General features: G+C 47.6%; 18 protein-coding genes. 12 read left to right on the top strand and 6 right to left on the bottom strand.

What is annotated here, in order from left to right; translation table 11 throughout:
* Window positions 1-61 precede the first annotated feature (61 nt).
* Window positions 62-1,516 carry an NCS1 family nucleobase:cation symporter-1 gene (locus VP472_RS17800; protein WP_146275694.1) on the top strand — a complete coding sequence of 485 codons (1,455 nt, stop codon included), beginning with the start codon at window positions 62-64 and terminating at the stop codon, window positions 1,514-1,516.
* Between the two features lie 36 nt (window positions 1,517-1,552).
* On the opposite strand, the gene VP472_RS17795 is transcribed toward VP472_RS17800, so the two are convergent.
* The gene (locus tag VP472_RS17795; protein ID WP_057080288.1) at window positions 1,553-2,749 is read right to left on the bottom strand and encodes an MFS transporter; all 1,197 of its coding nucleotides are present in this window, start codon (window positions 2,747-2,749) and stop codon (window positions 1,553-1,555) included.
* Window positions 2,750-2,773: 24 nt separating this feature from the next.
* Window positions 2,774-3,187: a MarR family winged helix-turn-helix transcriptional regulator gene (locus VP472_RS17790; protein WP_014305988.1), complete on the bottom strand. Its 414-nt coding sequence runs from the start codon at window positions 3,185-3,187 to the stop codon at window positions 2,774-2,776.
* A 331-nt stretch (window positions 3,188-3,518) separates the two neighbouring features.
* Here VP472_RS17790 and spoIIID point away from each other — a divergent pair, with 331 nt between their 5' ends.
* From spoIIID to VP472_RS17770, 4 genes are all read left to right on the top strand, one after another.
* Window positions 3,519-3,800 carry a sporulation transcriptional regulator SpoIIID gene (spoIIID, locus tag VP472_RS17785; RefSeq protein ID WP_003151236.1) on the top strand — a complete coding sequence of 94 codons (282 nt, stop codon included), beginning with the start codon at window positions 3,519-3,521 and terminating at the stop codon, window positions 3,798-3,800.
* Window positions 3,801-3,979: 179 nt separating this feature from the next.
* On the top strand, window positions 3,980-4,981 hold the full coding sequence (gene mbl / locus VP472_RS17780; RefSeq protein ID WP_003151237.1) for a cell shape-determining protein Mbl: 1,002 nt from the start codon (window positions 3,980-3,982) through the stop codon (window positions 4,979-4,981).
* A 159-nt stretch (window positions 4,982-5,140) separates the two neighbouring features.
* The gene (locus tag VP472_RS17775) at window positions 5,141-5,938 is read left to right on the top strand and encodes a flagellar hook-basal body complex protein FlhO (protein WP_007614310.1); all 798 of its coding nucleotides are present in this window, start codon (window positions 5,141-5,143) and stop codon (window positions 5,936-5,938) included.
* A gap of 24 nt (window positions 5,939-5,962) precedes the next feature.
* Window positions 5,963-6,784: a flagellar hook-basal body protein gene (locus VP472_RS17770; RefSeq protein WP_031379247.1), complete on the top strand. Its 822-nt coding sequence runs from the start codon at window positions 5,963-5,965 to the stop codon at window positions 6,782-6,784.
* A 17-nt stretch (window positions 6,785-6,801) separates the two neighbouring features.
* Here the strand turns inward: VP472_RS17770 and VP472_RS17765 are convergent, their stop codons facing one another.
* The gene (locus VP472_RS17765; RefSeq protein ID WP_003151240.1) at window positions 6,802-7,866 is read right to left on the bottom strand and encodes a tetratricopeptide repeat protein; all 1,065 of its coding nucleotides are present in this window, start codon (window positions 7,864-7,866) and stop codon (window positions 6,802-6,804) included.
* A gap of 195 nt (window positions 7,867-8,061) precedes the next feature.
* Here VP472_RS17765 and fabZ point away from each other — a divergent pair, with 195 nt between their 5' ends.
* Together fabZ and mscL are read left to right on the top strand one after the other, a co-directional pair.
* Window positions 8,062-8,487, top strand: a complete 426-nt coding sequence (gene fabZ / locus VP472_RS17760; RefSeq protein ID WP_003151242.1) for a 3-hydroxyacyl-ACP dehydratase FabZ — start codon at window positions 8,062-8,064, stop codon at window positions 8,485-8,487.
* Window positions 8,488-8,543: 56 nt separating this feature from the next.
* Window positions 8,544-8,939: a large conductance mechanosensitive channel protein MscL gene (gene mscL, locus VP472_RS17755; protein ID WP_015418395.1), complete on the top strand. Its 396-nt coding sequence runs from the start codon at window positions 8,544-8,546 to the stop codon at window positions 8,937-8,939.
* A 44-nt stretch (window positions 8,940-8,983) separates the two neighbouring features.
* Here mscL and VP472_RS17750 read toward each other — a convergent pair whose 3' ends face one another.
* The gene (locus tag VP472_RS17750; RefSeq protein ID WP_146275692.1) at window positions 8,984-9,394 is read right to left on the bottom strand and encodes a YwpF-like family protein; all 411 of its coding nucleotides are present in this window, start codon (window positions 9,392-9,394) and stop codon (window positions 8,984-8,986) included.
* 172 nt (window positions 9,395-9,566) lie between these two features.
* Between VP472_RS17750 and VP472_RS17745 the strand changes: the two genes are divergently transcribed.
* The 4 genes from VP472_RS17745 to VP472_RS17730 all read left to right on the top strand — a co-directional run bounded on the left by VP472_RS17745 (window position 9,567) and on the right by VP472_RS17730 (window position 12,205).
* Window positions 9,567-9,920 carry a hypothetical protein gene (locus VP472_RS17745; RefSeq protein WP_003151247.1) on the top strand — a complete coding sequence of 118 codons (354 nt, stop codon included), beginning with the start codon at window positions 9,567-9,569 and terminating at the stop codon, window positions 9,918-9,920.
* A 97-nt stretch (window positions 9,921-10,017) separates the two neighbouring features.
* Window positions 10,018-10,359: a single-stranded DNA-binding protein gene (locus tag VP472_RS17740; protein ID WP_003151249.1), complete on the top strand. Its 342-nt coding sequence runs from the start codon at window positions 10,018-10,020 to the stop codon at window positions 10,357-10,359.
* Between the two features lie 209 nt (window positions 10,360-10,568).
* Entirely contained in the window at window positions 10,569-11,351 is a 783-nt protein-coding gene (locus VP472_RS17735) for a transcriptional regulator GlcR (RefSeq protein ID WP_102422821.1), read from the top strand.
* Window positions 11,348-12,205, top strand: coding sequence for a Cof-type HAD-IIB family hydrolase (locus VP472_RS17730; protein WP_146275690.1), 858 nt, complete (start codon window positions 11,348-11,350; stop codon window positions 12,203-12,205). The genes VP472_RS17735 and VP472_RS17730 overlap by 4 nt, the downstream gene beginning before the upstream one ends.
* A 113-nt stretch (window positions 12,206-12,318) precedes the next feature.
* Here the strand turns inward: VP472_RS17730 and VP472_RS17725 are convergent, their stop codons facing one another.
* Entirely contained in the window at window positions 12,319-15,093 is a 2,775-nt protein-coding gene (locus VP472_RS17725; protein ID WP_146275688.1) for a DEAD/DEAH box helicase, read from the bottom strand.
* On the bottom strand, window positions 15,080-16,690 hold the full coding sequence (locus VP472_RS17720) for an SWIM zinc finger family protein (RefSeq protein ID WP_003151257.1): 1,611 nt from the start codon (window positions 16,688-16,690) through the stop codon (window positions 15,080-15,082). The genes VP472_RS17725 and VP472_RS17720 overlap by 14 nt, the downstream gene beginning before the upstream one ends.
* Before the next feature lie 203 nt (window positions 16,691-16,893).
* Between VP472_RS17720 and VP472_RS17715 the strand changes: the two genes are divergently transcribed.
* On the top strand, window positions 16,894-17,037 hold the full coding sequence (locus tag VP472_RS17715) for a YwzD family small protein (protein ID WP_003151259.1): 144 nt from the start codon (window positions 16,894-16,896) through the stop codon (window positions 17,035-17,037).
* The last annotated feature ends 87 nt before the right edge of the window (window positions 17,038-17,124 follow it).

Here is a 17,124-nt window from a genome sequence, read left to right as displayed (position 1 = left end):
AATTTTCAGTTATATTTTTTCACATGTGATGTAAGGAAAACGTACATGCGGGAGGGAGAAAATGAAAAAAACAATGAGTGATCGGCTGAGCAACAAAGATTTACTGCCTTTAGAAGACGGCGAACGGACATGGAAAGCAATGAATTTTGCATCCATCTGGATGGGGTGTATTCATAATATCCCGACCTACGCGACTGTGGGCGGGCTCATTGCGATCGGCCTTTCTCCGTGGCAGGTGCTCGCCATTATCGTGACGGCGTCACTGATTTTGTTCGCCGCTTTGGCCTTGAACGGCCATGCCGGAACGAAATACGGCCTGCCTTTTCCGGTCATTATCAGGGCCTCTTACGGAATATACGGCGCTAACATTCCGGCGCTTCTCAGGGCGTTTACAGCCATCATGTGGCTCGGAATTCAAACATTTGCCGGGAGCACGGCTTTACACATTCTGCTTTTGAACATATGGCCTGGCTGGGGGAGTCTCGGCGGAGATTGGAATATATTCGGGCTTCATCTGCCGGGCTTTCTGTCGTTCATTTTCTTTTGGGGCATTCATCTGCTTGTGCTGCGGCACGGCATGGAATCAATCAAAAAATTTGAAGTGTGGGCGGGCCCGCTTGTTTATCTCGTCTTCGGCGGCATGGTCTGGTGGGCGATAGATATTGCCGGCGGGCTCGGTCCGATTTACTCACAGCCGGGAAAGTTCCATACCTTTTCTGAAACGTTTTGGCCGTTCGCCGCCGGAGTGACGGGAATTATCGGAATATGGGCGACGCTGATCCTGAATATCCCTGACTTCACCCGGTTCGCCGCGTCGCAAAAAGAACAGATTCGCGGCCAGTTTTACGGGCTGCCGGGAACGTTTGCGCTGTTTGCGTTTGCAAGCATCACGGTGACATCCGGATCACAGGTAGCATTCGGAGAACCGATTTGGGATGTGGTGGAGATTTTGGCCCGGTTTGATAATCCTTTCGTCATCGCTCTTTCGGTCATCACACTTTGCATCGCCGCCGTCTCGGTTAACGTGGCGGCAAACATCGTGTCACCGGCCTATGACTTGGCGAATGTCCTGCCGAAGTATGTTACATTCAGAAGGGGAGGGTATTTGACCGCCGTTTTGGCTCTGTTCACAATACCATGGAAGCTGATGGAGAGCGCCACGAATGTATATGCGTTTCTCGGACTCATCGGCGGGATGCTCGGACCGGTGGCCGGGGTGATGATGGCTGATTATTTTATCATCAGAAAAAGGCAGCTCTCAGTTGAAGACCTTTATTCGGAAACCGGACAGTACACTTATTACAAAGGCTATAATTACCGGGCCTTTGCCGCGACCTTTCTCGGCGCGTTTATTTCTTTAATCGGGATGTACGTCCCGGCGTTCGCCGGCATCTATGATATTTCCTGGTTTGCGGGTGTCATTTTATCATGTCTCGGTTATACGGCGCTTATGTACATTCATCCTCCTTATGCAAAAGCGGAGGGGCGAATCGTGCGGGAAAGAGCGGCCGAATAAAAAAAGCCGGGGGCTGCCCCCCGGCTTTTTGTCATATCAGTCTGCGATTGAAACGTTTCCGTCCGCTTCAAGCGGCGTTCTTTTTTTCTGGCTCCAGCCATACAGGAGCAAAGCAATCAGGACGAACAGCCCCGCTGCCAGATAAATCGAATGGAATCCGGCCGAAGCGACGAAGAGGCCGAATACATATGACCCGCCGGCAATCCCGCTGTCAAAGAAAGTGAAGAAGGTCGCCGTCGCAAAGCCTGAACGGTGTCCGGGCGAATTCTGAATCGCCAGCGTCTGCATACACGGTACGATAGAGCCGTATCCGAGACCGATTACGGCACCGGACAAGAGAAGCATGAAGGCGCTGTTTGTCATCGCCAGCATGCAAAGCCCCGCGGAGAACACGATAATCGACGGATAGATGACGATTCCCGGCCCCACTCTGTCAAACAGCTTTCCTGTGAAAGGACGGGCGGCCATCATCGTCACGGCGAAACAGACGAAGAAATAGCCGCTGACATCCAACAGGTGGATCGTCTTTGCATACACGGATAAATATGAAGTCACACTTGAATAACAGAAAGAAATGGACAACCCGACAATCGCGATTTTAAGCGCGCCTTTTTCAAACATGTCGGAGAAAGAAAAACGGAAGACAGTCGTTCCGCTGTTGTTTTGATCCGGCACACGAATCATAAAAGCAATCAGCAAGCCTAAAGAAACAAATACAGCAAAAAGCGTAAAGAACACCGGGAACGATATGACTTTCACAAGGCTCAGTCCGAGAAACGGACCGATCGCCATGGCAAGGTTCATAGACATCGCGAAATAACCGAGCCCCTCGCCGCGCCGCTTGGCGGGAATAAGGTCAGCGGCAATTGCGCCCGTGACCGTCGTTAAAATGCTGAACCAGATGCCTTGGAAAAAACGCAGTCCGAGCAGCAGATAGAAATTGTGTATCGGCAAATACAGATAAGAAGACAGGGCGAACAGCGCCAGAGATACAATCGTCATTCTTTTCTTGCCGAACCGTTCAATAATCGCCCCTGAAAAAGGACGGGTGATAATAGCAGATAACAGGAACAGGCTGATCAAAAGCCCTCCTTGCGATTCACTGCCGCCAAGCTCCTGAATCATATAGATAGGCAGCACGGCCAAAAATGTATAAAAGAACACAAAGACAAATAAATTCACGAGTACGACCATAATAAAATCTTTGGTCCAGATCGAGTCAGATTTACTCAAAAGTACAGCACTTCCCTTTCTTTTTTATTTCGTTAAAAACACATTCAGAAACTCAGAAAAAGCTTCCTTATCTCCATCTTGGAAATCCGCAAGCATGTCTTCCTCGAACTTCAGCATCTCTTGATTGATGCTGTTGTATTTCAATTCAGCTTCCTTCGTCAGGACGACGAGCTTTTCCCGCTTGTCTTCTCCCTGTTCCCGCTGAATCCAGCCGTTTTCTTCAAGGCGTTTGATCGTTCTGGTAACGGTCGGCGCCTCTACGTTCAGATAGGACCAGATTTCTTTTTGGGTCATCGGTCCGATCGTTTTTAAGCAATATAGGATTGACCATTGAGAGGAGTACAGGCCGAATGGTTCCAGCCGTTCATTGGCTTTCTTCGTAATCAGGCGGGCGCATTGATTGATTTGATGAATGAGGCGTCTGTTGACGTGGATCATTTCCGTTCTCCTTTTCAAAAAACTTACCTAAGTAACTAATTGTGCTGTTTCATTCTACAGCAGGATCGCGCGGATGTAAACCCCCCGTTCAAAAAGCAGAAAATTATGACCCGCCCCTTGTCCTTATTGAGTTTTTAGCATATTCCCAATTCATTGCTAATACACTGTTACAAACCTATCAAAGAGAGTGTTTGAGGTGAGGGATCGTGGGCATATTTCTAAAACCTTCTTATATAATCGGACAACGAAGAAGCTGCATCATCAGTGAATCTGTTACAGAATACGGATCTCATTTCACACTTCTCACATCCAACTGGGGAGGTCGAGTGGTGTGCACGATTACATCAAAGAGCGAACAATCAAGATTGGTAAGTATATCGTGGAGACGAAAAAAACCGTTCGTGTCATTGCGAAAGAGTTTGGTGTTTCCAAAAGTACCGTACACAAAGATCTGACAGAACGCCTGCCTGAAATCAATCCTGACTTGGCGAATGAAGTAAAAGAAATACTCGATTATCATAAATCCATCAGACATTTAAGGGGGGGCGAGGCGACGAAATTAAAGTACAAGAAGGATGAAATTCTTGAAGGGGAGCCCGTTCAGCAGCCGTAGCGCCTGACGTCTGCCGGGCCCTTTTTTCTCCTCCGGGCGGTTTCGCGAATATCCGCAAAATTTTGTCAAGAACTTATATCGTTCAGCAGCTTTTTTTTGATAAATTATGATAATATATATAATTAGGGCACAATGTGGATATTTTACTGTGAAACAGATATCAAGGAGGATATAAATAGATGTTTGCAAGGGATATTGGAATTGACCTCGGTACTGCAAATGTACTGATCCATGTAAAAGGAAAAGGAATTGTTCTGAATGAGCCTTCCGTTGTGGCACTTGATAAAAACAGCGGCAAAGTGCTGGCTGTCGGTGAAGAAGCCAGACGAATGGTTGGACGTACACCTGGGAATATTGTTGCGATCCGTCCGCTGAAAGACGGCGTAATCGCAGACTTCGAAGTAACTGAAGCCATGCTGAAACATTTCATTAATAAGCTGAATGTAAAAGGACTTTTCTCAAAACCGCGCATGCTGATCTGCTGCCCGACGAATATTACGTCCGTTGAGCAAAAAGCGATTAAAGAAGCAGCTGAAAAAAGCGGCGGAAAGCATGTGTACCTTGAAGAAGAACCGAAAGTTGCCGCTATCGGCGCGGGTATGGAAATCTTCCAGCCGAGCGGTAACATGGTTGTTGACATCGGAGGCGGTACGACAGATATCGCAGTTATTTCTATGGGCGATATTGTCACCTCCTCTTCTATTAAGATGGCTGGGGACAAGTTTGACATGGAAATCTTAAATTATATCAAACGCGAGTATAAGCTGCTGATCGGTGAACGTACCGCTGAAGATATTAAGGTGAAGGTCGCAACGGTTTTCCCAGACGCACGTCATGAAGAAATCACCATCCGCGGCCGTGACATGGTTTCAGGTCTGCCGAGAACGATTACAGTAAACAGCAAAGAAGTGGAAGAAGCCCTTCGTGAATCAGTTGCCGTCATTGTGCAGGCCGCCAAGCAGGTTCTTGAAAGAACACCGCCTGAATTGTCCGCTGACATCATCGACCGCGGCGTTATCATTACCGGCGGGGGAGCGCTGTTAAACGGGCTTGATCAGCTTCTTGCCGAAGAGCTGAGGGTGCCGGTTCTTGTCGCTGAGAACCCGATGGATTGTGTTGCGGTCGGAACCGGCGTCATGCTGGATAACATGGACAAGCTTCCAAAACGCAAACTGAGCTGATGATAAAACCTCATTCTGAAAAAGAATGGGGTTTTTTTCTGTCAAACCCTTCACGAACGGGAATGTAAATCCGATAATAAGAAAAAATGCTGATTTTCATTATAGAACAAATGTTCCGGTGAGGCAACTGGAAATAATGCTATTTCAGAGGTGGAAGACTTGTTAAAAGGATTATATACCGCAACGTCCGCAATGATTACACAGCAGAGAAGAACGGAAATGCTGTCAAATAACATCGCAAACGCGAATACGTCAGGATACAAAGAGGATCAAGGTTCAATCCGCGCCTTTCCCGAGATGCTTCTGAGCCGAATAGAAGGCGACAAAAAAACGAAAATCGGTTCCGTCAACACAGGCGTATACATGCAGGAGCTGAAACCGTTGTTTACGCAGGGAAGCCTGAAAACGACCGATCAGCCGACCGATATCGCGCTTATGGAGAATCAGGTTCCCAAGAATGCCGAAACGAATGAAAACGCCGAGCTGTTTTATCCCGTGCAGACCGCGGGCGGCGTCCGCTATTCAAAAAGCAGCACTTTCTCATTAAATGAAAACAATCAGCTTACGATAAACGGAAACCTTGTTTTATCAACAAACGGACAGCCGATTACAGTCGACAATGAAAAATTCACGGTATCAGAAAACGGAACGGTCACGACAAACGGCCGGCCGGCGGGGCAGATTGACATTAGAATGGAAGAAGACGTGCGCAATCTGAAACGGGACGGCAATGACCTATACAGCACGGCCGACGGCTCTGAACTGCCGAGCGCGGCGGCGAATCCCCAGGTCTCGTATTCATTAAAGCAAGGCGTCTCGGAGCTTTCGAATGTGGACGTGACGAGCACGTATACAGAAATGACGGAAGCATACAGATCATTTGAAGCCAATCAGAAAGTCATTCAGGCTTACGATAAAAGCATGGATAAAGCCGCAAATGAAATCGGCAAAGTGTAACAAAATGGGGGACGTTCAATTATGATGCTCAGATCAATGCTGACGGCTTCAACAGCCTTAAATCAGCTTCAGCAGCAGATGGATACAGTCAGCAGCAACCTTTCAAACAGTGATACGACAGGCTATAAAGCGAGGGACTCCCGCTTTTCCGAGCTGATCAGACAGCAGTATGACCATATAGATGACAAAAAGGAAAATTCGCCGAACATGCGGAAAACGCCGCCCGGCCTGCGTCTCGGCGCCGGAACGGTCATGACTCCGCAGCTGGACTCAGGGCAGGGAAGCATCAAAAAAACCGACCGTGACCTTGATATCGCGTTCACATCACCTTATCAATATCTTCAGGCAGAAGCGGACGGACGGCGGGTGTATACAAGGGACGGCTCACTTTCCCTCAAGCCGGCCGGCGGAAATGACCGGCTGCTTCAGCTGATGACAGCGGGAGGCAATCCCATTCTCGATGAGAACGGCCAGCCCATACAAATTGACAGTTCGCTGAATCAGCTGAAAATCAGCAAAACCGGAACGCTGACTGCTTCAGACCAGGCGGGAACCCGTTCGCAGACGTTTAACCTCGGCATCGTCAATGTCAATAATCCTCAGGCGCTTCATGCGGAAGGGGATAATCTGTTTTCCGTAAACGGAGCGGGGGCTTCAGCGATTGAAGAGCTTACCGGCGCAAACCGGCAGGCAATCGGCATGGAGCAGGGCGCGCTTGAAAGTTCAAATGTCGATATGTCAAAAGAAATGACCGACTTAATCGTGTCTCAGCGTTCCTATCAGCTGAACAGCCGCACGATTACATTGGGAGACCAAATGCTGGGCTTAATCAACTCAGTCAGATAAAAGAAGGGGCGTTTTGATCAGCCGCGCATGATAAAAAATGCGGCTTTCTCAAAATCGCCCTTTTTTTTGTAGTAATCAGTAATATCCTGAAGCAGCACTTCCAAATCCACCCACGCTTCAATTTTCTGCAGCTCCAGCACGAGCTTCTGCAATCGGTCGTACGGGTCCTCCTGAGCGGTGTACAGTATGTTGAGTGCGGTCAGCTTCAATTTCATAATCTTGTTCTGCACTTTTTCAGATATGTATAAACCTTTCTGCAGCACGGTTTGTCCTTCGGCGGCATATCCGGTTTTAAAAAGTGCTCTGACCGCTTCGTATACACAATGCAGGTAGGAAACGGGAGACTCTTTCTCGAAACGCTGATTGCCCAATACCTTTTTGTAAAAAGGGAGGGCCTCTTTATCTTTTTTCTGGGCGGTCTTTAAAAAACCAAAATTATAATAGGCGTGGCACAGCAGGTTATTGTCATTGATCCGGTCCGTTATCTTTATGGATTCATTAAAGAGCTGTTCTGCGTCTTCATAGCGTGCCTCGTCTATGTAATTCACGGCGAGAAGCAGCCGGCAGCTGAGTGTTTTTTTGATGTAGCCGAATTCACCTTGATAGATTTCCAGCGCTTTGTTGACATATTGAATGGAGAGCGCAGGCGACTTCATCATGTAATATGCACCCGCTGTTTTATAATAAAATTCAGCGGCTTCGAAACGGTCCTGAATGGCCGGCAGGTACTGTTCAGCTTCTTTAAAGCGGCAGACAGCACGGTTCGGAGCGCCATTCACCATATGGAATAACCCTTTGAAAAAATAGAAATAATAAGTTAATTCATGATCCATCTCATCTTTGCGCCGCTTCAGCTCGCAGAACAATTTAGTCAGACCGTCTTTTTTCTCAAACAGCAGCTGAAACCGTGCGAAAAACAGCTGATATCTGAGTTTGAGCTTTGCATTCTTTTGTAATTTGGGGAGATGCTGATTGATTTGTTCGTGAAGGGAACGGGCTAGATCGAATTGGCGTTTTCCCATGGCGTCATACCACTCATTCAGCATCACCAGCGTGCGTTTTTCAGTAAACTTAGCAATCATCTTCCAACCTCTTTGCATAGGGTAAAAATCTTTATTTATCATAACACATTAATGGACGAGGCTCATTGCCAGCTGGTTACAGTTTACAGCGCGGTTGAAAAAGAAATTGATTCATAATATACTTCCAAATGTACAGATTGGTTACCACTTATACCTTCTATACATACTATTGTCGATGAAGGAGATGTCAAGAGAATGCTTGATACTCAGCAAATTAAAGAAATTATTCCCCATCGCTATCCGTTTCTTCTGGTAGACAGAATTACGGAAGTCGAAGAAGGAAAACGGGCGGCGGGATATAAAAATGTGACGGCGAATGAAGATTTTTTCAACGGCCATTTTCCTGAATACCCTGTTATGCCGGGCGTATTAATCGTAGAGGCTTTGGCGCAGGTCGGAGCTGTGGCGATGCTGATTAAAGAAGAAAACCGGGGCAGACTCGCGTTTTTTGCGGGGATTGATAACTGCCGTTTCAAAAAGCAGGTAAAACCGGGTGACAAGCTGGAGCTTGAAGTGGACATTACACGTGCACGCGGTACGATCGGACGCGGAAAAGGCGTTGCCAAAGTTGACGGCGAGCTCGTGTGTGAAGCTGAATTAACCTTTGCGCTCGGAGAATAAAAACAAACAGATGGGCTTATAAAAAAGCCCATTTTGTATAGAAAGGGGTGAATGTAATGTGGTCAGAATTTAAAAGCTTTGCGATGCGGGGCAATATCATGGATCTGGCAATCGGTGTCGTCATCGGCGGCGCTTTCGGCAAAATTGTGACGTCGCTCGTTGAAGACATCATCATGCCGCTTGTCGGCCTGCTTCTTGGCGGTCTTGATTTTTCAGGGCTGGCGGTGACATTCGGCGATGCCCATATCAAGTACGGAAGCTTCATTCAAACGATTGTGAACTTCTTCATTATTTCATTTTCTATCTTTATCGTGATCCGCACAATAGGCAAGCTGAGACGTAAAAAAGAAGCAGAAGAAGAGGCTGAAGAAGCAGAAGACACAGATCAGCAGACAGAACTGCTGACTGAAATCAGAGATCTGCTGAAACAGCGGGCTCCTCACAATGACTAGGGCACAAAAAAGGCTGGATGATTAACGTCCGGCCTTTTTTATGATTATAATTTTTGTTTAAACGCTTCAATCAGCCGGCTGCCCGAGTAGCCTTCTTTTACGAGCGACTCCAGAATGCTTTCTGATCCGGGGTGGTTTCTTGACACCATTTGACCGTAAATTAAAACTTGTATACTCTTTTCCAGCTCCACGATATTTTTGATGCTTCCCGTCAGCTGGGCGGGGCGGTTGCTTTTTTTCGTAATCGTTACAAACACCTTCGCTTCTTTCTGGCTTTTCATCAGCATGTCAAAAAAAGAAAAGTGTTCGGCCGGGACCAGTGCTTCAATTAACCAGTGATTTTCTCCGTCCTCTTTGTTGATAATCAATCCGTCTAAAAGGGGAAACTGTTCAATCGGCTGATCGTCTTGATCTAAACGTTCCACATTCAGATCAACCAGTTTAAAGGTTTTCATCTCTTATTTTCACCCCTGTTGTCCATGTTTTTCGTTCATTTATTATAACACATATCATTTTTCCCGGGAAAATGCTGTAAGACATGCTTCATCATTTTTGTAGGCGGTCAACATTTAATCATTTCTATTTTTTCATTATAATGTAAAAGAATATGGTCATGGAGAGATGCTTATGAATCAATTGCGCCTGAAGGAAATCTATATAGAAGACGGTTCAAGGCGAAAAGACGATCATTCCTACTTGGTATGCAAAAAGGAAGATTGTGAGGTGCATCTTAACAGAAGGGGAAATGTCGTCTTTTTATATGAAACAAAAGACCGCATGGAACAGTATAAAATTCAGCTTTCACTGACTGATAAAAAGCTGAGTTTTTACTGGTTCGCATGGGACGGCGGAAAGTTTGTCCGCATGTTTGAGAAAGACTGGCTCAAAACGAAACTTTTCTCGCGGCTGCTCAAAAATACATATTACATAAGCGGTCAAAAACAAAAGTTTTTTTTATCAGAAAGAAAAACAAAAACATAAAAGCAGCCTAAACGGATAACGGCTTTTTCCGCTTTTTGCTTTCATGAGCCCTTGTACTACAATGAAGCCAGCCTCGAAAAAGAGAGGAGGATACGGCTTGTTTAACCACGTTATGCTTGTCGGCCGGCTGACGAAAGATCCGGAGCTCCGTTTTACATCAGCGGGCATTCCCGTCGCGCATATTACGTTGGCGGTAAACCGCAATTTTAAAAGCGCGTCGGGTGAAACCGGAACCGACTTCGTCAACTGCACCATCTGGAGAAAAAACGCTGAAAACACGGCATTGTACTGCCAAAAAGGGTCAATGGTCGGTGTAAGCGGCAGAATCCAGACGAGAAGCTATGAAAAGACAGACGGCGTAAAAGTTTATGTGACCGAGGTCATGGCTGATACCGTTCGGTTTATGGATCAGAAACGGAAAGAGCCGCTGGCTGAATAGCATGCTTTTTTCCTCAATTTCCCGCCTTTCAGCGGGCCCCGCAATACCTCCTTCCCACTCGCCAGTCGAAAGACTGGTTTTTTTGTGCGGGTGCTGAAAAATGGTTAAAAAGAAGTGATTTTGCTTATAAATACTTAAAAACATTGAATATATTGGGATAAAAACTTATAATTACTTACAGATAAGTGACGAAAAAAGGGAATGAGGACGTGTATCAAGAAGAAAGACTGATTGCGATAATGGAATATTTGAAACAGCATCGGCGGATCACCGCTGAACAGATATGTTCGCTGCTTCATATTTCAAGAGATACCGCAAGAAGGGACCTTGTAAAGCTGAAAGAGCGAGGGGCCATTATCAGAACACGGGGCGGCGCGATTCTGCCGTCGGTGAATCAGGAAGTTCCGGGCTATTCGGGCCGGCTGAAAACCGTTTCTGAAGAGAAAAACAAAATCGGCAAGCTGGCCGCATCCCTGATCCATAAAGGAGACCGGATCATCCTGGACACCTCGACAACCGTTCAGGCCTGCGCGGAGCATATAAATGTCACCGGCTGCACTGTTATTACAAATTCGATCAATCAGGCCGATATCCTTTCCGCAAAAGAGGGAATTGATATTCACCTGCTCGGCGGAAAGCTCCAGAAGGAACACCGGTTTTTATACGGGGCTTCCGTCGTAGAAAAACTTGGGGATTATCACGCTGATAAGGTGCTGATCGGCGTTGTCGGCATCTCGGAAAACGGCCTGACGATTCCGCATGAAGAAGACGGCATGGTAAAGCGTAAAATGATCCGACAGGCTGAACAGGTGATTGCGCTGAGCGATCACTCCAAGCTTGGCCGTACGAGTTTTTATCAGTATGCAGACCTGCACGAGGTTGACCTGCTGATTACCGATCGGCTGCCTGATCAGGATTTTTGCGATCTGCTCGACCGGCACGGCGTAGAATTGCTTGTAACTGAATCTGAAGAAGAGGATGAGGACATGTGAAACTGATTGCCATAGATCTGGACGGCACACTGCTGAACAGCAGTCATCAAGTAAGCGATGAAAACAAGCGGGCTTTAAGGGAAGCCCAGCAAGCGGGAATTGAAATCGTGGTTTCCACTGGACGCGCGCATTTTGATGTGCACTCCATATTCGAACCGCTCGGCATAAAAACTTGGATTATCAGCGCAAACGGAGCCGCCATTCATGCTCCTGACGGCAGCCTGTACCACTGTGAAGCGATTGAAGAATCAAGAGCCCGCGGCATTTTGTCATGGCTTGAAGAGAATCAATATTATTATGAGGTGTTTACAAACAAAGCCATCTATACGCCTGAAACCGGCAGGCAGCTGCTTGATATCGAAATGGACCGGGTGAAAAGCGCCAATCCGGAAACCGATCTTTCTGTTTTGGAACAGGCGGCTTCAGTGCAATACAGCCAGTCCGGCTTTGCTTACATTCATTCATACCGTGAGCTCTTTGAGAAAGAAGAGCATCTGGATTTTTATAATATTCTCGGATTTTCGTTTGATGAGCGGAAGCTGAAAGCGGGCTGGGACCGATTCAGCGGTCAGAAAGATCTCACCCTTGTCAGCTCTGCCGATCACAACTTCGAACTGGCGTCTCGAAACGCCTCTAAAGGGCAGGCGCTCAAACGGCTGGCGCAAAAGCTCGGCATTCCGATGGCTGAAACCGCTGCGGTCGGTGACAGCTTAAATGACTATTCAATGCTTCAGGCGGCCGGAAAAGGCATAGCGATGGGGAATGCGAGAGAAGATATTAAAGAGATCGCTGATGCCGTTACATTGACAAATGATCAAAACGGCGTTGCGTATATGATCAGGAATTTACTGTGAAAGGTATGGCGATACTGTTCATGACTGGCGTGACGCATTCATGGCAAATGCGGCGTAACAGTAAGGACGACATAAAAGACCGGCTCTTCCCGAGAGAGCCGGTCTTTTTGCGTTTAATGTGATTGCGCCGATGCGCTGAGGGTGAATAATTCTTCAAGCTCATCGGATGACAGCTCGGTAATCCAATTTTCACTTTGGATAATCTGATCGTTCAGCGTTTGTTTCGTTTCGAGCATGGCATCAATTTTTTCTTCAATCGTTCCCGTCGTAATGAGTTTGTGAACGTGGACGAACCGTTCCTGGCCGATTCGGTAGGCGCGGTCGGTCGCCTGGTTTTCCACCGCCGGATTCCACCACCTGTCATAGTGAATGACATGATTGGCAGCCGTCAGATTCAGACCGATTCCGCCCGCTTTCAGTGACAAAATCAGCGTCGGGTATTCTTTCTTCTGGAACCGTTCGACGAGAGAATCGCGTTCCTGCTTGGACAGGCTTCCGTTTAAAAACTGAACCGGTTCTCCGAATGTTTTTTCCAGGAGGCGCTTCATCATGTTGCCCATCTGAATGTATTGGGTGAAAATGAGGCAGCTTTCCCCTTGTCCGCGGATCACCGCCATTAAGTCAAGCAGCTTTTCCAGTTTGACGGATCTCCCGTTTAACAGCTCTGTCTGTTCTTCCTTCAAATAGAGCGCAGGATGGTCGCATATTTGCTTCAAGCGGCCGAGCATGCTCAGAATCAGCGCTTTCCGCTGCATCCCGGTCAGAGAAGCCATATGTTCAAATGTATCTTTGACAAGCTGTTCATAAAGGGATGCCTGTTCGGCTGAGAGCGGGATAAACTCTTTTTGTTCCAGCTTGTCAGGAAGATTAAGCGCCACTTCTTCATCCCGTTTTGTCCGGCGCAGTAAAAACGGCCGGATTAACTGCTGAAGCTGGTTGATTCTTTTTTCGTCACGGTCTTTTTCAATCGGCAGCACATAGCGTTTATGAAAGCCGGTCAGACTGCCGAGATAGCCTTTGTTCATAAAATCAAAGATCGACCAAAGCTCTGTCAGGCGGTTTTCCATCGGTGTTCCGCTCAGCGCGATATGATGGACGCCTTTCAGCTTTCTGATTGCGCGGGACTGCTTCGTATGCGCGTTTTTAATATTTTGCGCTTCATCAAGGCAGATGGTGCTCCATGTCACGGAAGAAAGCTCTTCCTGATCGGCGTGCGAGAGGCCGTAAGAAGTAAGAACGACATCCGCGTCCTGATATGCCGGGACAAATGCTTCGCCCTTCGGCCTGCGGGGGCCGTAATGAAGCACGGCCTTCAGCTGCGGCGCGAAGGTCTGGAGCTCACGCTGCCAGTTGCCGAGCACCGATGTCGGCGCAATGATTAAGGCAGGCGCTTTTTGCCGGCCGCTTTCCTTCACATGGAGAAAATAAGCGATCATCTGAATCGTCTTTCCAAGTCCCATGTCATCTGCGAGACAGGCGCCGAAGCCGTTTTCCCGTAAAAACAGAAGCCAGTTCATGCCGTACATCTGATAAGGGCGGAGCTGGCCCTGAAACGCGGCGCTGACTTCATGCTCCGGCAGATCCCCGGCATCCGTCAGTTTGCGGATCAGGCTTCTGAGATGCTTTGATAATTCGATCTTGATCCCGGCAAATGCCGATGAGTCAATGATGTCCGTGTCCTCGGCTCCGTTTTCCCCGTGATCCATCAGTTCGCGCGCCAGCACGTCGGACATGTGGAGGCCCTCAGATTCCGCTTTTTCCATCAGTATTTTCATCTGTTTAATAAATTGCGGATCAATTTTCACCCATTGGCCGCGGATGTTGACGAGACGTCTGTTGTTTGCGACAAGCTCATTGAATTCATCCTCTGTCAGCTCAATTCCGTTTGTGGCGAATCTCCAGTTGAAATCAAGCAGAGCGTTCATGCCGACGAAGGACTCGCCCCGCGGGGAGGATGACACTTTCGCCTTGAGCATCATATTGCTGTCCCGGACAATCTGCCACCATGATGGGAGAAGAATCTCCACACCCATATCGACAAGCGTCTCACTCGCTTCCGATAAGAAGATCCAAGCCTCTTCTTCAGAGATCAGCGTCGTTCCTGAATCAAACGAAAGCCAGGGAACCGTTCTGCGGAAGCGGTCCTGTTCGCGCGCGATTTTTCCGCTGTATGCCTGCCACGCTTTTTTCAGACCCTTCAATCCGTCGAAAAAGGTGATGGAGCCGGTTTTTTTCTCACGTAAAAACATCTCGATTTTCCAGTCGTCACCGTCGAAATCAGGCTCGTTTAATCGGAGCCCGACGGTAAACGGCGTCAGATCGTCATGCCAGCCGATTCCCTCGAGAAAATCATCTTCATCCAAAAAGGAGCCTTTAAACGTATGAACGGCCGGCGAACGGGTTTCGATCCGCCGCCATTTTTCCAGCAGGTCATCATTGTACTGAATGTAGTCCTGTACCGCGGCTGAGAACCAGTCTGCCGTAAAGCCTTCCAGCAAAAGCTCGCGGTCTTTGAAGCGCAGGACGCCATTTTGCCATGCGTCATAATCCGGAAGAAAATCGCCGTCGGCAATAAATTCGTATATCGTCGAAGCCGCTTCGATTAACGGTTCCGTTTCCTTTGTCAGCTGCACGGTGCTGAATGAATTGAACGAGTTTTTTCCAAGCAGCTCGACGGTCATCCACGGGCTGAGCAGAACGGCCGGAGTGCCGATGAAGCTGACGTCTTCAAGAAACGTTCCGTAAAAGGTGGACTCATGCCATTGGAACAGATGAGTCTTCATCTGACTGAGAGTAAGCGGCTGCTCCTTCTCATCATGGCTTGACAGCGTAAATGTCCAATCTTCCATTTGTTCTACATGAATGAAAATTTCCTTAAGACTCGCCATCAATCAACTTTCCTTTCTGCAATTCTTCTTGAAGGGCGCGCAGCCTCTTGTAGCTTGCGCTCAGCCGGCTGATATAACGCTCCCATACCTGCTGTTTTTTTGCCTTTTTATAAAGCGTCCGCAGTTTTTTCAGATGGCGCGCAGCCTCTTTATAGGCGCTGCGGTTTTTTTGGTCGATAAAAAAGGCCGCCGCCCGGTGATAGGAGGGGATGAGCGCTTCCGGATCACTGGCGGCAATTTCCTTCAGGATGTCCTTTTCAATTTCCCAGACGGAAAAACCGACGAGGCTGTGAATCTCCACCCATTCCGCGTACCGCCGTTTTTCGTACAGGTACTGGCTGTATTCGGTAAAGGTATAGGGAAGGCAGCCGGAAGCAAACCGTTCAAACAGCTGATCATCCCGTGAGTGCCGCGCATAATCCGCCAACAGCGCAAACAGCTCTCCGATGATGTCGCGCATTTCTTTAAACGGCTTATCAAGCTTCGTATAGTTCACGGCAAGCGGTTCGATCCGGCCATACCATGTTTTCAGCCGTTTCCAGTCTTTTTTCGCGGTGAGTTCACCGAGCCATTGAAAGGTGTACGGCAGCGCTTCAGGAGGGAAGCGGGACATATCTTCAAAGACCGCTTCATCATCTTTTTGCAAAAAGGCCAGATGAAGCCGTCCGAACCGCACTTCCGGCGAAAAACGGCGCCCGCTTTCCTGTTCGAGAATCTCCTGTTCACGCGCGACCCATTTCGGCCGGTTCAAAAGCGCGCTCCACATTTCACCGAATACCCGGAGGCGTTCGTATTGAAAAAGCTCTTCTTTCACAAGCAGTCTGCGGAGCACCGGGGGCGTCCGGTCTAAAAAAGGATCGAGTGAAAAAGACAAGGCGTACGTTTTCAGTCTGTCAATGGAGGAATAAATCGTATCCATCAGCTGTTCCACGTATGGATTAATGCTGTAATAATCTTTTTCGGCATCCAATCTGCCTGACTCAATCAAAGTGAACATGTGAAGCCAGACGGCAAGCGCCGAATGAATCTGATATAAGCTTTTAAGCTCGGGTTTTTTCGGGGCGTGTTTTTTGAGCGCTGACAGATAGCCGTAATAAAGGCCCTGCATCGTCTGGCTTCCGGCCGGCGTCCGCGCCTCCCACAGCGAGAATTCCGAATCAAAAAAAGCGAGCCAGCTTGACAGCGACTCTTCATTCGGCAGCACTTTTTCCTGAAACTGCCGGCGGACAAGCTCCCTGCTTTCCTCAAGCTTTTCTCTTTCCAGCCAATGTTCGGTAAAGGTACCGACCCGCTCGAATTGGGCATATACGTAAAGAAAAACGGCGAGCACGTGGCGGCAGATCGCCTCAGACGGGCATGCGCAGCCGCTTTTCACCATGAAAAATAAGTTCAGCGTGACCCTTACAGGCACAACATCCTGCACATATGCGGAAATCTCTGTCGGGGTTTGAACCTGTATACGATAGACGGAATCCTGCCGATATAAAATGAGTGCTTTCTTCATCAGCTGAACATTGTCTTCATTGTAAGGAAGAAGTTCTTTAAGCTGTTCAGCCGCTGCGAGCACATCTTCTTTAGCAATCATATCCTGAAGCATGATTATCGCTCCTAACGAGTCACAAAATAAAAAGATTCCAATTCCTCTATTATATCGCAACACATGGCCCGGAAAAAGTTTTTCCTAAAAAAGGACATAAAAACCCGAATGTGTCGAATGATGTATTAGAGATTGCAAAACAGCACCCGACAGCATATAATAATCTTGTTTTCAATTTAATGGAAGCCGAAAGGAAACGAATGATGAAGAAAACGAAGTTAGATCAAGAGGAGTTTCTGAAGATTTTAATGCATGCGCACGACATCGGTGAGCAGTCCTCTGAGATGACCACAAAAGAAATGCTTGAGAATTTGATTTCTTATATTAAAAATGGATATGCAACATAAAATCCCGCAGGCTCTTGGCCGCGGGATTTTTTAATCTTCCTGTGACACCAGCATTTAAAGCGCTTACAAATATAAATCAGATTGAAG

This window comes from Bacillus sp. MT(2024) (assembly GCF_036362845.1).
Taxonomy (GTDB): Bacteria; Bacillota; Bacilli; order Bacillales; family Bacillaceae; genus Bacillus; species Bacillus velezensis.
This window is presented reverse-complemented; position numbering and strand designations above follow the sequence as displayed.

What these genes read in the sequence shown, in the direction of transcription:
- VP472_RS17800 (WP_146275694.1), top strand. Translation starts at nt 62, where the DNA reads ATGAAAAAAACAATGAGTGATCGGCTGAGCAACAAAGATTTACTGCCT.
- VP472_RS17790 (WP_014305988.1), bottom strand. Translation starts at nt 3,187, where the DNA reads ATGATCCACGTCAACAGACGCCTCATTCATCAAATCAATCAATGCGCC.
- mbl (WP_003151237.1), top strand. Translation starts at nt 3,980, where the DNA reads ATGTTTGCAAGGGATATTGGAATTGACCTCGGTACTGCAAATGTACTG.
- VP472_RS17770 (WP_031379247.1), top strand. Translation starts at nt 5,963, where the DNA reads ATGCTCAGATCAATGCTGACGGCTTCAACAGCCTTAAATCAGCTTCAG.
- VP472_RS17765 (WP_003151240.1), bottom strand. Translation starts at nt 7,866, where the DNA reads ATGATTGCTAAGTTTACTGAAAAACGCACGCTGGTGATGCTGAATGAG.
- fabZ (WP_003151242.1), top strand. Translation starts at nt 8,062, where the DNA reads ATGCTTGATACTCAGCAAATTAAAGAAATTATTCCCCATCGCTATCCG.
- mscL (WP_015418395.1), top strand. Translation starts at nt 8,544, where the DNA reads ATGTGGTCAGAATTTAAAAGCTTTGCGATGCGGGGCAATATCATGGAT.
- VP472_RS17750 (WP_146275692.1), bottom strand. Translation starts at nt 9,394, where the DNA reads ATGAAAACCTTTAAACTGGTTGATCTGAATGTGGAACGTTTAGATCAA.
- VP472_RS17745 (WP_003151247.1), top strand. Translation starts at nt 9,567, where the DNA reads ATGAATCAATTGCGCCTGAAGGAAATCTATATAGAAGACGGTTCAAGG.
- VP472_RS17725 (WP_146275688.1), bottom strand. Translation starts at nt 15,093, where the DNA reads ATGGCGAGTCTTAAGGAAATTTTCATTCATGTAGAACAAATGGAAGAT.
- VP472_RS17720 (WP_003151257.1), bottom strand. Translation starts at nt 16,690, where the DNA reads ATGCTTCAGGATATGATTGCTAAAGAAGATGTGCTCGCAGCGGCTGAA.
- VP472_RS17715 (WP_003151259.1), top strand. Translation starts at nt 16,894, where the DNA reads ATGAAGAAAACGAAGTTAGATCAAGAGGAGTTTCTGAAGATTTTAATG.